Raw genomic sequence first — 13,805 nt, 5'->3', positions numbered from 1 at the left:
GCGCGCCTTCGGGCCGTCCAACTCATGGCTCTGCGCCGGGAAAGCTGATGGAGGTCACCTCGGCGCGGAAGAACGGGAAGTAGGCCTCCGTGCCATAGAGGTTGCCCGCCTCGACGCGGAACGGCAGGCGGTATCCGCCGACCTCGCGGAAGTCGGACATGGTCGCGCCGAAGGGCTGCAACCGGTGCTCCTTGTCCGGATTGGCATTGCTCCAGCGCTGGAAGACGGCCGTGACGGGCCGGCCCTCGGCATCGACGGTGACATCCACGGCCTGTGCGAGGCCGCCATGCGCGACCGTTACGCGGGCGGTATCCTCGTCCACCGCCTCCCAAGACACACCTGGCCCGGGCAGCACCGCGGCCGGTGACCAGATCACGGCCTCGCCCACATACCGCCCATAGGCCGAACGCGTGTGGTCCGGATCGCCGCCGAGACGGGCCACCGGGATCAGTCCGAAGATGCGGAACCGTGTCCAGCGGCCGGAATCCGATCCGGATACGGGCATGCCGCCGGTCGTGCGTATGGCCCAGACGAATCCCTCCGGCGCGGCAAGGATCTGGTGCGCCTCCATCGGCTGGTAGTTGGGGGCCTGCTTAGTGCCGAGACTGAACTCTCCGCGCATCTCGATCTCCGCCACCGGAAGGATCGGTGTGCCCGGGCGGATCGTGTAGCCGAAATAGCGCCGGGCGGGTTCGGGCAGGTCCGCCACCATCCGCGGATCGAATGGCTCGGGCGCCGCGGGTTGGAGCGCGGTCAGCCTTTCCCGCTCCAGGCGATCGGCGCGTCGATCCAGGAACAGCAGAAGCCCCAGCGAGAGGACGCCGATACCGACGATCGGGACAAGAGCGATGAGTGCTTTCATGACAGGTGTTGAGGTCCTTCTTCGTCTCCTGAGAGTCCGTTCGACGCGTGGAGCGAAAAATCAGGTGAGAAAATACCACGAACGATATCCGACGTCACAGGGGGTCTCCGGGTCCCGAGCGCGGGCATGTGCGACGGGATGTCTGACCGCAATCTGCCATGCCAAAAGGGGGACGGCGGGGCGTGGCGTTTGGGAAGAGGCCGGGATCATGACACGCCTCGTTGCAAAAGCAGGCGCAGACAGAACGCCGTCTCGGCGAAGATCGTCACTCCATAGGCGGGCATGAACGCCGATGACAGGTCGGGGGCGAAGAACCGCAGGCCGCTGCCGGTCAGATAGACCAGTCCGGCCAGCGCCAACCCCGCACCGAATACCTTCGCGAAGAGGCCTGAGTGCCACACCAGCAAGCCCATGATCAGGCTGTTCCTGCCGAAGAAGACAAGCCCGAGGTCGTAGCCGTGCGCGTGCAGGTCGAGGAACACCAGCGCCAGCGTCGGAGCGTCGGTCAGACCCTCGGCGCGGGTCAGCACGAGCAAGGCCGTCAGTAGCGCCATGAGGCTTGCAGCGATCAGCACCGTCTGGATCAGGCGGAACACCATCGCCGAGAGGGCAAGGCCCGGCGCCATGGTGCGGAAGATCAGATAGAGCAGGATCGCAAGCCCCGCATCGCTGAGCGCCATCACGAGATCGGCGGCGATGGCGAGGCGGAACCGGGCGGGTGCCGTGAGGATCGCGGCGGCGGTGGCATCGGCATCGCTGAAGTCGATCAGCGGGCCCCGTAAGCCAAGCTCGGCGCCGAGGCCCGCAGTGATGATGACGAAGTAGAGCAGCCCGGCAAGGCGCGCTTTCCATGCGAGATCGGGGGTGATCGTGAGAACGGGCATTCGGATAATCCTTTCTGGAATGGCGATCATGCGGCTTTCGCCGGCGATGGGGTTGGAAGCACAGGGGTGGTGTCAGTTGATGGGCGGTTGGCCCGCTGTCCCGCCCAGACCGAACCAAGGATGATGGCGGCACCGAGCCCCTGCAGCGGCGACAGGGACTGGCCCAGCACGACCCAGCCGAGGATCACGGCCGTCATGGGACTCATCATGCCGAGCATCGAGACCGCGCCGGGTTCGAGGCGGGCGACACCCCGGAACCAGAGCACATAGCTGGCCGCAGCTCCGATCACGCCGAGCCGGAGCAGTCCGGCAAGGTTCGTCGCCGTCAGGGGCGGGAGCTGCGGCTCGACGATCAGCGCCATCGGCAACAGGATCAGGCCAGGCAGCGTCGACCGTCGGAACGGGCCCTGGAAAGCCGCCGGAACGGGGACTGCGGTCCCGGCGCGGGGACGCTCCGGGGAGGCGGGTCGGGGGCGCCCCCGGCGGTCGACTTGTAATAATCCGGGGCGAGCCGGGGGCGGCCGGGACGGGATTCCGGGCTCATCGGGGCGACGCCGGACCCACCCCGGCGACCCCCGATCTGGCGCCCGGAGCCGTGCGGCCGAAAGTTTGTAATAACGCTCAAACGCCTTTTTTCGTTACTTCACAATGCTTTCCGAGGCGACGTTGATTATTACAACGCGGCGGCCTGTTACACATGATGTAATAGGTGCAAAGCATTGATCTGCTTATCTTTTATATATATTATTACACTATTACAAGATTCAGACAAAGTACTACACGTGCACACACACACGCATACGCGCACGCACGCACGCACACACACGCGATACACTCATCCTGGAGTGTAATACTGTAATATTGTAATAATCGTTTGCGATCAGTATCTTAGCCGTGTCGGATTATTACAGATCCGCAAGTAACTGATTTCGCTCGCATTTTCAGGGGCGCCTTCGAGGCCGCTTCGAGGCGGCCTTCCGGAGCCACGGGGGTGCTCCCGACGGAGGTCCGGGGCGCTGGACGAGGAGGTTTCCTCCCGGAAGGCCCCTGCCCCACGAAAGCCGCCGGAGGCTGTCTCCCGTCCCCGAGGGCACCGGGGTGGTGGTCGGGGACCCCGGGAGGGCTCCTGGAGGCGCTGAGGGGGCCGCTCCCGGGGCGTGGGTCCCTCCACCGCCCCTGGGAGGCGTGGAGAGCCTGCCTGGCGCTTCAGGGACGTCCTGGGGGCTCTCCGGTACCCGGAGGGTCAGCGGGGCGCTGAGAGGCCCGGAGAGCGCCTCCAGGGGGCCGCGGGGCCAGGGATGGGATGCGCAGGCCGCCGGGCCACGCAGAGGCGCTGAGAGGCCCCTCCCGGGGCCTGGAGGCACCGGGAGGCACGACAGGGGCACGTAGAGGCCCTCGTGGCGCCACGGGGCCTCCGGGAGCCCGGGGCCGAGGGCGGCCTGGGCGGGCGGCCGGGCACATGCCGGATTCCTGCGGCCCGGCGATCCTGGCCGCCCGTTCAGCAGTAATCGTCGATCGAGTCCTCGGTCGTCCTCGGCGGCCCTCGCAGCTCCATGAAGTCGTTCTCGGCGCCTTCGTGGCTGAAGAACGTACCGTGGCTCTCGTGGACGAGGCTGCCGTTCTCGAGGGTGATCCGGGCGAGCGACCATCGCTTGACAGCCTCCTCCCCCATGTCGCCGAGAAGGTAGATCTCCGTTCCGTCTGCGGACGTCGCCGTGGGATTGACCACCGTCTCTCCCCAGGGCGAGACGATGGCGACGGCCCCCGGCTCGAGGCGTGCGGCATAGACCGAGAGCGAATCCGGCTCGGACGGCTTCGGGCAGAGCGGGAACGCCACCGGCACGCGCCAGAAGCGCTGCGCCGCTCCGGGGGTTCTGGAGGCAACGAGCTCGGGTTCCGTCCGCGGCTGCTCATACGGCGCCTGCCGCGTCCCCGCCGCGCCGGATCCGGACGCGTCCGTCCTGCGACGGAACACCCAGTCCCCAAGCGAGCCGCCGCCCCCGGGCGGCGTCTCGGCCCGGGCCCAGGCCGTCATCCGCGCAAGGCTCGCCTCGGCCTCGTCGGGTGTCACCGCGCGCATCCACTCGAAGTCGCGCGTCACGGTCCCGCGCTGCGGCTCTCGGGGATTGGCCAGGAACGCCTCGATGCTCCCGTAGAGATGCTCGATGCGCTTCGCCGTGATCGGGTTCAGAAGAACGTTCTCGAGACGGGTGACCCAGCGAAGATTTTCGGGACGGTTGTTGCGGCGGTTGGTGTCGATGTGGTCGACCACATGCCTGCGGCTCGGCTCCTCTCCATGGAACCCGGTCGCCACGATGCGGTGCACCTTGTGGTCGGCCAGGGTCATGTACCCCGTGCTCGCGCAGGGATTACCGAAGGTCCACGTCTCGTCGAGCGGCCGGACGCGCCTGCCCTCACTGGCCCTGCGCAGCACCGCGCCATTGTCTCGCGCGAGGTAGGTTTCCCCCCGATAGGTGATGCGCAGTTCCGTCTGGAAGGCGTCGATATCCGCAACCTGGATCATGGGTTCCCTTTCGCTATCCTCCTGATCTCCTTCGCATCACGGGCCTGCGGTCAAGGCCCCGACCCATCCGCTCCAGAGGGCTGCCGGAGGATCGGGGAACGACCGCCCCGCCTGAGGGCGCCGTTCCGGGGACTTTCGGAGATCAGTGCCAGCGGGCCCTGTAGCCCGCCATAGCGCGTCGGAATACTCCGGGAGGGTCCCCCTGGTGACCGCGACGCCCGCGCCCGTCTCCCGCGAAGACCTGGCACCTGAAGAAGGACGGCAACACCCACGACCCGGCGCGGTGCCTCCGGATCTACTTACTGCTTCGATCCGGCGAGCCAGCAGATCGTGGTGGCGGACATGCCGCGCATCGGCGCACGGCGATGACCTGAGGCGGCCGAGTCGAGCCGGATCTTGGGGGATCTTGAATCACCTGCAAGATTTTGCGTGGGCCGCAAGATAACGGCGCTCGCTATAGCCTCGGAACGGGGACGACGACGAGCAATCCTGCTCCGAATGCGCGCGTGGTCTCGATAAGTCTTGCTCCGCGAGACCAGTCTCGATAGGTAGAGACCAATGGCGACCGACCCCTGGCATTACCCGCGGACCGAGTTCCGCGACCGTGTCCTGCGGACCCTGCTGCGCGGGGGCGCCGACGCCATCACGATCTACGGGCCGCGCCGGACCGGCAAGACGCAGTTCCTGCTGCGCGACGTCGCGCCGGAGGCGGCAAAGAGCGGCATCTCCGTGGTCTACGCGAGCTTCTGGCAGGCCTCCGAGCCGCCCGTGACGATCCTCGCGCATGCGCTCCGCACGACGCTGGCCGAGCCGGGCCTGTGGACGCGCACCCGCGATGCCTGGAGGCAGATGAAGCCGAAGCTGCGCGTGGCGCCGATGGGGATCGGCGGCGAGATCGACCTTTCCGGCGGCGCGGAGGTCGGCGCGTCTTCGGCGCAGCTCGACCTCGACGACCTGATCGGCAATCTGCCGGCCACCCAGGAGAAGCCCGCGCTCCTCCTGCTCGACGAGATCCAGGAGCTTGCCTCCGAGGGCCATCGCGGCTTCGTAGCAGGCCTGCGCACGAGCCTCGACAAGCGCCGCCCGCTGATCAAGGCGATCTTCACGGGATCGAACATGGACGGGCTTCGCGCGATGTTCGCCGAGCGCGAGGCGCCCTTCCTCGCCTACGGGATCCAGGAGACGCTGCCGCCCCTCGGGATCGAGTTCGTCGAGCACATGCTCGGCGCCCAGGAGGCGGCGACGGGGAGCCGCGCGGACACGGCCGAGGCGATGAGCTTTCTCGAGGAAGTCGACCGCTCGCCCTACGCGTTCCGCCGCGCCCTCGAGACGATGTCCCTGCGCCCAGGGACAGGCTTGCGCGAGGCGCACCGTTTGTTGCTCGACGAGTATTCTGAGCGGCAGGGCTACAACCGCGTCTGGGCGGAGCTCACCGTGCTGCACCGGCTGATCCTCGTCCGCCTGGCGGAGGGGAGCGACGGGCTCACGGGCCGGGCGGCGCTCGAGGACATGGCGGCCGAGCTCCGCGAGCCGGTGAGCAAGGGGCGGATCAGCTCCGCCCTGGCCACGCTCTCGCGCCGCAACCTCGTCCACAAGGTCTTCGGGAAATGGTCGATCCAGGACCCGGAATTCGCCCGATACCTCCGCCACGTGGAGCGGACCGAAGAAGGAAGCGCTCCATGAGCCGCGACACGATTTCCACCCATGTGGGCTTCATCTGGTCCTTGGCCGAGCTCCTGCGCGGCGACTTCAGACAGTCGGATTACGGCAAGATCGTCCTGCCCTTCGTGATCCTGCGGCGCCTCGACTGCCTGCTCGAGGGTACCAAGGAGGCCGTGCTCAGGACGGCCGGAGGCCTGCCGGCCGGCATCGACGACGCGACCCGGACCATGATCCTGGCGGACACGGCCGGCGCCGGCGGGCAGGTCTTCAACGCGAGCCGCTTCACCTTCGCGACGATGCGCGAGCAGGATGCCGGCCAGCTGCGCGCCAACCTCGTGGACTACGTGGCGGGCTTCAACGCCGAGGTCCGGGACATCTTCATCGAGAAGTTCGAGGTCACCGAGATCTTCAAGAAGCTCGACGGGGCCGAGCTGCCCTGGCCCGCCTTCGACCGGCTCTGCCAGATCGACCTGCATCCGGACACGGTCTCCAACCTCGAGATGGGCTACCTCTTCGAGGAGCTGATCCGCCGCTTCTCGGAGATCTCCAACGAGACGGCGGGGGAGCATTTCACGCCGCGCGAGGTCGTCCGCCTTCTCGTGGACCTGCTGATCGCCACCGACGCCGACCCTCCGCGCCTCCTTCCGCGACACCGCCTCTCGCGGCAAATCTGCTCGACCGGCTTTCCTGGATTCTCAGGACGTCCGCGCCCAGAACGTCCGCAACACGAGGTCAGACGGTGACCGTCAGCTCCGACGCTTCTCTCTGGAGCCAGTCCGAGACGGCGTCCACGCTTCGGTTGCTTGCCGTGGTCCGGTCCGCGCGGAGCAACCAGTATGCCGTTCCAAGCTCGATCCTTTCGGATCTGAATGGGCGCATGACGAGGCCTGCGGCGAGGTCGTCCATGACAAGGCGCTCACGCGCCAGCGCATAGCCCAGGCCGGCCGAAGCCGCACTGATCACGAGATCCGACGACGTGAACCGGGCTCCCTTCGACGCATCGACGCCGGGTGCGGGGTGTCTTTCGAGCCAACGTGCCCATGTCGTCTCCGGGTCGCGATCATGAAGAAGGGCTGCGTCCGGCGGCAGGCAGTCCATCATTCGCTCCGCATCCGGGTGCCGGGCGGAGATGACGGGACAGATCGCGTCGTCCATCAGCGGCAGAGCAGAGACCCTGCTCCGCGGCTCGACGCTCTGCCGGATCGCGATGTCGGCATTCTCCCCATCCGGATCGACGAGACGCTGTTCGGTGAGAACGGAGACTTCGATCCCGCCGTTCTCTTCGCGGAAGCGCGAAAGACGCGGGAGGAGCCAGCGAACCGCGACCGAGGCCGTCGTCGCGATAGTGACGGTGCGAAGTCCGCGCCGTTCCTTCAGACGCATGGAGGCTGCCTCCAGTTCTTCCAGCGCGCGCGACGCGGTCCCGGCCAGGGCCGCGCCCTCAGGCGTGAGGATCAGGCCGCGTCCCTCCGCCTCGGCGAGGGGCACGCCGTAGAAGCGCTCGAGATCCCTTATCTGCCGGCTCACGGTCGAATGCGTTACACCGAGAAGCCGCGCGGCGGCGCGGACGCCGCCCGACCGGTGAAGGGCGGCCAGGGCGCGAAGGGAGGTAAGAGGCAGGTCGCGCATGGTGCTCAGGATGCACCGATGCCGGAGGCTTTGGCAACGGACGGGGACGGCTCGAGGCGGCTAAGCTGAGGCGAGTTCAGGAAGGGCGACGCCATGGGCATGCTGATCGACGGGAAATGGAGCGAGGAGGACCGTATCTGGTCCGAAGGCGGCTACAAGCGGGCGACAAGCCCCTTTCAAGGAGCGAATGATGAACCGGTCGTCGACCGGCTCCGGCGGACTCCGGAAAGGTTCCTCCTCATCGCATCGGACAGTTGCCCCTGGTCCCACCGCGCGCGCCTCGTTCTTGCCGTGAAACGCATGGACGCGCTTCCGGTGCATCTGGCGCACGGCGCGCGCGTCGAGGGATATGCGCTTGCCGGCGGCGATCACTGGAAGATCCCGGGCACGGAGAGAGAGATCCGGCACCTGCACGAGCTCTACGCGCACGGGCATCCGCGCCATACCGGCCGCTCGACCGTTCCGGTTCTCTGGGATGTCGAGGCGGGGATGATCGTGTCGAACGAGTCCGCCGACATCCTCCTCGCCTTCGACCGGGCGTTCGGAGACACGACGCTCGCGCCGCCTGGGCTCGAGGCGGCGATGGCCGAGACGGACGCACACATCTACGACACGCTCAATAACGGGGTCTACAAGGCCGGCTTCGCAAGATCTCAGGCAAATTTCGACGCGGCGGCGGAGGGTGTCTTCGAGACGCTTCTCTGGCTCGAGAGGCGTCTCGCGCGGACGCGCTTCCTGCATGGCGACCTTCTCACGCTCTCGGACCTTCGGCTCTTCCCGACGCTGGTGCGGTTCGACCCTGTCTACCACTTCCTCTTCGGATGCAGCCGACTGCGAGTCCGGGATCTTCCGCATGTCTGGGGCTACGTACGGGACCTCATTTCCGATCCCGGCATCCGCTCGACGGTGGATTTTCCACGGATGGTCGAGCCGGCCTATCTCAACGATGGCAGGAGCGCATCGCCGATCCTGCCGAGCCTGCCGGAGATCGATTGGGACGCGCCGCACGACCGGGATGCCTACGGCCCCGCTCGGATGGCGGCACGCGATGGCGGGTCGGCGGTTTTCGGATCGTGACACGACGCTCGGGGACGCAGATCGCGAACGCGCGCACCGGGCATCAGGGCCCGGCATCAACGCGCCGCTCCCGGCCAGACATACTCCAGCTGTGCCGCGACGAAGGCCGCCGTCCGGCGACCGTAGCGCCCCGCGATCGCATCGAGATTGGCATCGAGTGCGGCCAGGGGCGCGCCTGCGGACGGCGCAATCCGGGCGTCGCCACCTCGATCGGCCTCGGTCAGGAAGGTCACGCCCTCGGCGGAGATGGCGCGGCCGGCGGGGTTTCCTGCGATGAGGCGCGAGCGGTAGGTGCGCGACCACGCATCGGCCCGGAGCGCGAAGGTGACGCCGTCGAAGCCGTCGGAGACCGGGGCCTCCAGAACTCCGTGTCGCCACTCGCCCAGGACATTGCCCGCAGCAAGGCCGATCTTTCCGGCATCGAGCGAGAAGCGGCTGCTGTCGTGCTCGGCACCCCATGCCTCGAGACCGAGACCTGCGGCCGTGTCGCGCGTCACCGTCCCGCCTGCCAGGATCTCGAGAAGCCCGAGCATCACCCGCACCGAAGCGGAGACGCCGGAGGAAGCCATCACCGGCCCGTCGATCACGTATCGCGCATTCCGGACCCATGTCGCTTCCGGATGGCGCCGGGCCATGCGGTTCTGCGCAAACCAGTGCGTCGTCGCGGCCCGCCCGTCGAAGAGGCGGGCGCGCGCCACCGGCTCGGAGCCCTCGCAGATGGAGACGACCATAGCGCCTCGCGCGGCCTGTTCCCGGATGAAGGCGGTGGTGGCCTTCGTCCCGCGGCTGTGGAAGGCCGGGACGACGACCGCGTCGGCGCCGTCGGGATGCGCGTCCTCGAACTCGGATACGGTCATGTCGGGCAGGACGGTGAGCGCGGGCATGAGCTCCACCGGCCCGTCCTCCGTCGCGACGATCAGCACATCGACCGCACCGCTGCGCTTGAGGATGCCATGCGGAACCAGGAGGTCCGTCGTCTCCGTCCCGGCATTGTCCGCGAGCAGGACGACGAGCCGGCGCTCCCCTTCGGGCGCACGCAACCGAGGCGGCTCGGTAGCTGGCATGGGACGCGCTTCGGGCTCCGCGCCGCCGGCGCGAAGGAAGACAGCCGGGGCGGCGGCCAGAATGAGGATCAAGAGAACGGTCAGTCGGCGGCTCATGGGGATCTCCTGTTTGCGCCGGGGATAGAGGCGCGCTACCTTGGCGGAAATGACATATGATCCGCATAATCCGCCACGCGGCGAAGCCCGACCGCGCCGGGTCGCCTTCTTCGCCCTCGAGGGAGTGCAAAGCCTCGACGTGACCGGGCCGATGGAGGCCTTCGCGGTATCGACCCGCTTCGGGGCCGCCTACGACCTCGTTCTCTGCTCGGAGGACGGGTCGTCCATCGGCACCCATGCAGGGCTGTCGCTGGGGCCGGCCGTGCCCCTCGCGAGCCTCTCCGAGCCGATCGACACGCTGGTGATCTGCGGCGGATCGGAAGCGGCGATGCTGGCAGCCCGGGATGCGGGGACGACGCTCGACGTCGTTCGCGTGCAGGCGTCGCGCGCCCGCCGCGTCGTGTCGATCTGCACCGGCGCTTTCGTGCTGGCCGCGGCGGGCCTCCTCGATGGGCGTCGTGCCGCGACGCACTGGAACGCCGCCGACCGCTTCCGTGCGCTCTTCCCGCAGGTAGATCTCGACGCCGACGCGATCTACGTCTCCGACCCGCCCTTCTACAGCTCGGCCGGCGTGACCGCGGGTATTGACCTGTCGCTCGCGCTCATCGAGGAGGATCACGGGGCCCGGATCGCCCTTTCGGTCGCGCGCGAGCTTGTCCTGTTCCTGCGCCGTCCGGGTGGCTAGGCGCAATTCGGGGCCGGGCTGAACCTGCCCTCGAGCGGGCCGGACCCCATCAGGCGACTGGCCGCGCGCATCCTCGAGGATCCGTCCGGGCATCTCCATGGCGAGGGCCGACGGGTCCCGGACCTGGCCGCCCTCGTCAACATGAGCGAACGGACCTTCCTCCGGGCCTTCGCCTCAGCCACCGGAACGACGCCTGCGAGGTTCGCGGAGGACGCCCGGCTCACCCGCGCGAAGACGCTGCTCGAGGAGACCTCCCACGCGCTCGACCGGATTGCCTTCGAGGCCGGCTACGGCTCGGTCGACGCGCTCCTGCGCTCGTTCCAGAAGAAGGTCGGCATCACGCCCGGAGCCTACCGGGCGCGGTTCAGGACGACGGGATGGCCTGCCCGTGACTTCTGATCCTGTGCCTGGACCATCGCACCTGGACCCGCGGTAGGAGCCGCGTGCCCTTTTCAGGAAAATATCCGATCATGAACTACGAAGAACCATTCCATCCTGAGATGCATTCCCCTTCCCCAGGAAGAGACCGCCAATGACCGACGAAAGACCCCCGGAGATCCCTGAGGAGGCCACCCTTCCCCGGGAGATCACCCCGGAGGACCGCGCGCGCCTCGGCGGACCCGGCCTGCGGGCATTCCACGCCATCGCCGATGCCTGGGAGATGGATGCGCGGGAGCGTCTCGCCCTGCTCGGCCAGCCGGACAGGTCGACCTTTGACGAATGGACGCGCGCGGCACGTGTGCAGGCGCCGCTGTCCCTGCCCCACGACACGCTGACCCGGATATCGGCCGTGATCGCCATCGAGCAGGCGCTGGCCACCCTCTTCGAGGACCGGGCGCAGGCCATGACCTGGATGCGCGGCGCCCATGACGGACCCGCCTTCGCCGGGGCCTCGCCGATGGAGACGATCCTGAATGGTGGTCGGGACGGGCTCGAGACCGTGCAGAGGTATCTCGACGCCTGGCGGGCCGGTGAGGTCGGCCAGGGCGCGCCCGAGGGCAGCTTCGTGCCCGTGACGGAAGAGGATCTCGTCTTCGAGTAAGGCTGCCGGGGCGGTCGGAGCCGCTCGCGCTCTCAGCTTCAGCTCTTCGTCGAGAGCGCCCACCCCAAGGCGGAGTTGAACGGTATCAAAACAAGCCTTGCTGCCGTCGTCGGCGCAGCGCGCGAGGGACGCCTGGTGAAGTATCGCGCCCCATAAAGACACCAAAGGGGCCCCGTGGGACCCCTTGGCTATCTCCGCGACCTCTTCGCCTTGCGGCTTATCTACCCTTACGGTTCGACCTGACCAAGGTCAGGCGGAGAAGCTCTGTCAGCGGATCGTGAACTCCTGTGTCGTGCAGATACGACTACGCAGTGTCGTATTCAAAGCCCATGATGCCTCCTGGTGCCCATGAAGCCTGATGGCGCTTTCGGCCCCGGCTCCGACCCCGCGTGTTGCGCAAGCCGGACATCTCACATACATATGTGAGATGAAGCGGAACACGACCATCAACCTTGACCAGGAGCTCATCGCTCGGACCCGAGCCTACGCGGCGGCGCATGGCACGACCATGACGAAGCTCATCCAGTCCCACCTGGAAGCTCTGACGCGCGAGGAAGCGGTCGGGGCCCGGGACGCGCTCCTGCTTTGGTCGGAGGGACGGATCTCCCCCGAGGAGGCCTGTCGCAGGATCGGTCTGCGGGACGGCGCGGCGCTTCTCGTTCATGCCGCCGCGCGGGACGTACCGATGCCAATCCCTCCGCGTCACGAGATCGAGGCGCAGGCTGAAGAGTTCGTGGCCTTGTGGCGCGCGACCGCATGAGGCGCTGCCGGATCCTCGTTCCCGATGCCGGACCGTTCAACTCGCTCTGGGTGGCTGACGCGCTCGACCTATTGCTACGGCTCGACATGCCGATCGTTGTCGTGGACGCCGTCTTCGACGAGATGACAGGGGATCGAAGCTACCGGAAGGACCGCGAGGTCGGGGCCTTCATCGAGGAGAACACTCCTCCCTTCGAGATCGTCGAGACCGATACCGGGCGCGCCGAGCGCGCGCGTCGCGCACGTGGCGAACCGCCGAAGCGGAACGCAGGCGAGATCGCGATGACGGATTTCATGACCTCCGAGGAAGGGCTCGATTCCTGGATCGCCGCGGGCGACCCTGTGCTGATCCTGTCGGAGGACATGAAGGCGATGCGGCGCCGCTTCCTGCCCGAGCCAGGCGTTCACGCTCTCGGCACGATCGGCCTGCTTCACGGGATGGAGAGGGCCGGGCTGATCCCATCGGCTGCCGAGATCGTCGACAGGATGCGAATTCCGAGCGGCCCTGGCCGGACCCTGGAGGATGCACGGCAGCTCGCGGAACCGGAAGGCGGGCTGGATCGGCAAACTGAGGGAGGAAGCTCCTGGCTTCCCGAACCCTGAGCAACTCGCCAAGCGCCTCACGGCCGTCGGAACGCTCGAGGTCCTGCGCCAGGGCCTCGAGATCGTGCCGAACATTCCATCCGAACCGGGAGGACCCCATGCCGAAAGTCCACAACAAGCGCGCCTGCACGGCGCCCCGCGACGCCGTCTATGTCGGGCGCGGCTCGCCCTGGGGGAACCCGTTCAGGATCGGCCCGGACGGCACGCGCAACGACGTCTGCGACCGGTTCGAACGCGAGGTCCTGCCGGGGCTCGACCTGGCACCGCTGCGCGGCCGAGACCTCGTCTGCTTCTGCGCGCCGGCGCGCTGTCACGCGGATGCGCTGCTCGCGGCGGCGAATGCCGATCCTCGCCGGGCCCGGTCCGCCGGATCGGAGAAGGGCGTCGAGATCGCAAAGGCGGCGGCCAGCGCGGCCCGGCCAGTCGCCTCTCTCGAGGACGAACATGAAGACAAGCACGGTGCGTTCGATCTCGTCTCGGACGCCTGACCGGATCCTCCTCCAGGCATGCGTGCCAGGCCCTCCCGGCCCGCCCGAAGGGACCCGGATCGTCGGCGGTGAGGCCTCTATTTGGCAGTTTCGACAGCGGTGAGGGCGATCCCGCAGCGATCTGGCGGCGGTCGGGGCGCGCGGCGTGTGCGGCGAACTCCTCTTCGATGCACATGGATCGAACGCGGCCACGATGATCGCCGCCCATTAACATCTTCTCCGCCCCTGAAGGACGGGGCTTCGGGATCATCCGGCAGCCGTGGCCGCCGACTTGATGCCGTCAATCGAACGGCGAGGGCGCGCGAAAGCCCGACCGGCCGAGGGCATCGAGGATGACGGTGGAGAGCGCCTCGTCCATGGACATGTCCCGCATGCACCGTTCGAGCCAATCGAGGTCAGAGATCCTGTCCGCGGCTTTGCCGAAGCTCTC

Annotated in this window: 15 protein-coding genes; 9 read left to right on the top strand and 6 right to left on the bottom strand. The window is 67.8% G+C overall.

The window, feature by feature from the left end; translation table 11 throughout:
* Window positions 1-22: 22 nt before the first annotated feature.
* The 4 genes from DR046_RS18840 to DR046_RS18820 all read right to left on the bottom strand — a co-directional run bounded on the left by DR046_RS18840 (window position 23) and on the right by DR046_RS18820 (window position 4,270).
* Window positions 23-862 carry a DUF6544 family protein gene (locus DR046_RS18840; protein WP_115383924.1) on the bottom strand — a complete coding sequence of 280 codons (840 nt, stop codon included), beginning with the start codon at window positions 860-862 and terminating at the stop codon, window positions 23-25.
* 206 nt (window positions 863-1,068) lie between these two features.
* Window positions 1,069-1,776 carry a DUF4386 domain-containing protein gene (locus tag DR046_RS18835; RefSeq protein WP_245191007.1) on the bottom strand — a complete coding sequence of 236 codons (708 nt, stop codon included), beginning with the start codon at window positions 1,774-1,776 and terminating at the stop codon, window positions 1,069-1,071.
* A complete protein-coding gene (locus tag DR046_RS18830) occupies window positions 1,773-2,132 on the bottom strand; it encodes a DMT family transporter (RefSeq protein ID WP_280652861.1) in 360 nt (119 codons plus the stop codon). Before DR046_RS18830 ends, DR046_RS18835 begins: the two co-directional genes overlap by 4 nt.
* A 1,112-nt stretch (window positions 2,133-3,244) precedes the next feature.
* A complete protein-coding gene (locus DR046_RS18820; protein ID WP_115383920.1) occupies window positions 3,245-4,270 on the bottom strand; it encodes an HNH endonuclease signature motif containing protein in 1,026 nt (341 codons plus the stop codon).
* A 558-nt stretch (window positions 4,271-4,828) separates the two neighbouring features.
* Here DR046_RS18820 and DR046_RS18815 point away from each other — a divergent pair.
* Both DR046_RS18815 and DR046_RS18810 read left to right on the top strand, forming a co-directional pair.
* Complete coding sequence (locus DR046_RS18815; RefSeq protein WP_115383919.1) at window positions 4,829-5,953, top strand: ATP-binding protein; 1,125 nt, start codon at window positions 4,829-4,831, stop codon at window positions 5,951-5,953.
* Window positions 5,950-6,675, top strand: coding sequence for a type I restriction-modification system subunit M N-terminal domain-containing protein (locus DR046_RS18810; RefSeq protein ID WP_115383918.1), 726 nt, complete (start codon window positions 5,950-5,952; stop codon window positions 6,673-6,675). Before DR046_RS18815 ends, DR046_RS18810 begins: the two co-directional genes overlap by 4 nt.
* Here the strand turns inward: DR046_RS18810 and DR046_RS18805 are convergent.
* On the bottom strand, window positions 6,665-7,561 hold the full coding sequence (locus tag DR046_RS18805; RefSeq protein WP_115383917.1) for a LysR substrate-binding domain-containing protein: 897 nt from the start codon (window positions 7,559-7,561) through the stop codon (window positions 6,665-6,667). The two genes, DR046_RS18810 and DR046_RS18805, sit on opposite strands and share 11 nt — an antisense overlap.
* 93 nt (window positions 7,562-7,654) lie before the next feature.
* Here DR046_RS18805 and DR046_RS18800 point away from each other — a divergent pair, with 93 nt between their 5' ends.
* Window positions 7,655-8,638, top strand: coding sequence for a glutathione S-transferase C-terminal domain-containing protein (locus DR046_RS18800; RefSeq protein WP_115383916.1), 984 nt, complete (start codon window positions 7,655-7,657; stop codon window positions 8,636-8,638).
* A gap of 56 nt (window positions 8,639-8,694) precedes the next feature.
* Here DR046_RS18800 and DR046_RS18795 read toward each other — a convergent pair whose 3' ends face one another.
* Entirely contained in the window at window positions 8,695-9,798 is a 1,104-nt protein-coding gene (locus DR046_RS18795; protein ID WP_209313619.1) for a DJ-1/PfpI family protein, read from the bottom strand.
* Window positions 9,799-9,847: 49 nt separating this feature from the next.
* Here DR046_RS18795 and DR046_RS23995 point away from each other — a divergent pair, with 49 nt between their 5' ends.
* From DR046_RS23995 to DR046_RS18770, 6 genes are all read left to right on the top strand, one after another.
* The gene (locus DR046_RS23995) at window positions 9,848-10,483 is read left to right on the top strand and encodes an AraC family transcriptional regulator (RefSeq protein ID WP_280652858.1); all 636 of its coding nucleotides are present in this window, start codon (window positions 9,848-9,850) and stop codon (window positions 10,481-10,483) included.
* 18 nt (window positions 10,484-10,501) lie between these two features.
* Window positions 10,502-10,882, top strand: a complete 381-nt coding sequence (locus DR046_RS23990; protein ID WP_306418059.1) for a helix-turn-helix domain-containing protein — start codon at window positions 10,502-10,504, stop codon at window positions 10,880-10,882.
* A gap of 133 nt (window positions 10,883-11,015) precedes the next feature.
* Window positions 11,016-11,525, top strand: a complete 510-nt coding sequence (locus tag DR046_RS18785) for an antitoxin Xre/MbcA/ParS toxin-binding domain-containing protein (RefSeq protein WP_115383915.1) — start codon at window positions 11,016-11,018, stop codon at window positions 11,523-11,525.
* 427 nt (window positions 11,526-11,952) lie between these two features.
* Complete coding sequence (locus DR046_RS18780) at window positions 11,953-12,285, top strand: DUF6364 family protein (RefSeq protein WP_115383914.1); 333 nt, start codon at window positions 11,953-11,955, stop codon at window positions 12,283-12,285.
* Complete coding sequence (locus DR046_RS18775) at window positions 12,282-12,887, top strand: hypothetical protein (protein WP_115383959.1); 606 nt, start codon at window positions 12,282-12,284, stop codon at window positions 12,885-12,887. Before DR046_RS18780 ends, DR046_RS18775 begins: the two co-directional genes overlap by 4 nt.
* Window positions 12,888-12,985: 98 nt before the next feature.
* Entirely contained in the window at window positions 12,986-13,375 is a 390-nt protein-coding gene (locus DR046_RS18770; protein WP_115383913.1) for a DUF4326 domain-containing protein, read from the top strand.
* Window positions 13,376-13,805 lie beyond the last annotated feature (430 nt).

The organism is Jannaschia formosa (assembly GCF_003340555.1).
Lineage (GTDB): Bacteria > Pseudomonadota > Alphaproteobacteria > Rhodobacterales > Rhodobacteraceae > Jannaschia > Jannaschia formosa.
Note: the sequence above shows the minus strand (reverse complement) of the source record. Positions and strands in the feature narration are given on the sequence as shown.

Bases quoted from the DNA above. Each gene is read 5' to 3' on its own strand.
- DR046_RS18840 (WP_115383924.1), bottom strand. From the start codon at position 862: ATGAAAGCACTCATCGCTCTTGTCCCGATCGTCGGTATCGGCGTCCTC.
- DR046_RS18835 (WP_245191007.1), bottom strand. From the start codon at position 1,776: ATGATCGCCATTCCAGAAAGGATTATCCGAATGCCCGTTCTCACGATC.
- DR046_RS18820 (WP_115383920.1), bottom strand. From the start codon at position 4,270: ATGATCCAGGTTGCGGATATCGACGCCTTCCAGACGGAACTGCGCATC.
- DR046_RS18815 (WP_115383919.1), top strand. From the start codon at position 4,829: ATGGCGACCGACCCCTGGCATTACCCGCGGACCGAGTTCCGCGACCGT.
- DR046_RS18810 (WP_115383918.1), top strand. From the start codon at position 5,950: ATGAGCCGCGACACGATTTCCACCCATGTGGGCTTCATCTGGTCCTTG.
- DR046_RS18805 (WP_115383917.1), bottom strand. From the start codon at position 7,561: ATGCGCGACCTGCCTCTTACCTCCCTTCGCGCCCTGGCCGCCCTTCAC.
- DR046_RS18800 (WP_115383916.1), top strand. From the start codon at position 7,655: ATGGGCATGCTGATCGACGGGAAATGGAGCGAGGAGGACCGTATCTGG.
- DR046_RS18795 (WP_209313619.1), bottom strand. From the start codon at position 9,798: ATGAGCCGCCGACTGACCGTTCTCTTGATCCTCATTCTGGCCGCCGCC.
- DR046_RS23995 (WP_280652858.1), top strand. From the start codon at position 9,848: ATGACATATGATCCGCATAATCCGCCACGCGGCGAAGCCCGACCGCGC.
- DR046_RS18785 (WP_115383915.1), top strand. From the start codon at position 11,016: ATGACCGACGAAAGACCCCCGGAGATCCCTGAGGAGGCCACCCTTCCC.
- DR046_RS18780 (WP_115383914.1), top strand. From the start codon at position 11,953: ATGAAGCGGAACACGACCATCAACCTTGACCAGGAGCTCATCGCTCGG.
- DR046_RS18775 (WP_115383959.1), top strand. From the start codon at position 12,282: ATGAGGCGCTGCCGGATCCTCGTTCCCGATGCCGGACCGTTCAACTCG.
- DR046_RS18770 (WP_115383913.1), top strand. From the start codon at position 12,986: ATGCCGAAAGTCCACAACAAGCGCGCCTGCACGGCGCCCCGCGACGCC.